The organism is Halorubrum sp. GN11_10-6_MGM (genome assembly GCF_005435165.1).
Classification (GTDB): Archaea; Halobacteriota; Halobacteria; order Halobacteriales; family Haloferacaceae; genus Halorubrum.
The window spans coordinates 1-592 of the sequence record NZ_SGUC01000099.1; the positions used below are offsets into that span (position 1 = coordinate 1).

General features: G+C 56.2%; 1 protein-coding gene. It reads left to right on the forward strand.

The annotated features are described in order from the left end of the window. Window positions 1-17 precede the first annotated feature (17 nt). The coding region (locus EXE46_RS16245) for a PQQ-binding-like beta-propeller repeat protein (RefSeq protein ID WP_241981599.1) at window positions 18-592 on the forward strand (575 nt) is incomplete at its 3' end.

The following is a 592-nucleotide window of genomic DNA, read 5'->3' on the forward strand; positions in this document are numbered from 1 at the left end:
GTCATGGCGACGGTTCGTTGTACGCGATCGACGCCGAAACTGGCGTCTTACGCTGGCGTGATTATGTTGGGGACAGCGTCGGCGCACCCGTCATTCACGACGATCGAGTCTATGTCGGAACCTACACGAGTGGTCTCCACGCAGTTTCAATCGAGAACGGTGAACGGTTGTGGCGTGTCGATCGGGCAGACTATGGTACTACTCCAACAGTTGTCGATGGAACCGTCTACGCAACCTCCGACGATACAGTGCTGTACGCCGTTGACGCCGAGACTGGAGAGGAGTTGTGGGCACACGATAATTCGAACATAAACACGCCCGGATCCTCGCCTACAGTCCACGAAGGGGTCGCATATGTCGGGTCGGGTGGATTTCTCTACGCGATCGACACCGAAACCGGGGAAGTACGTTGGAATAGTCTCATTAGCGAGAGATCGATTGATACGTCACCAACAGTTGCCGGCGAAACCGTTTACGTTGGCTCCGACGAGGGAATCTGTTACGCTGTCGACGCACAGACCGGGTCGGTCTCTTGGGAGGTGAGTCTGGGAGGACTCCCGCGACTATGGGGGAACAGTCCATGGATCAACAG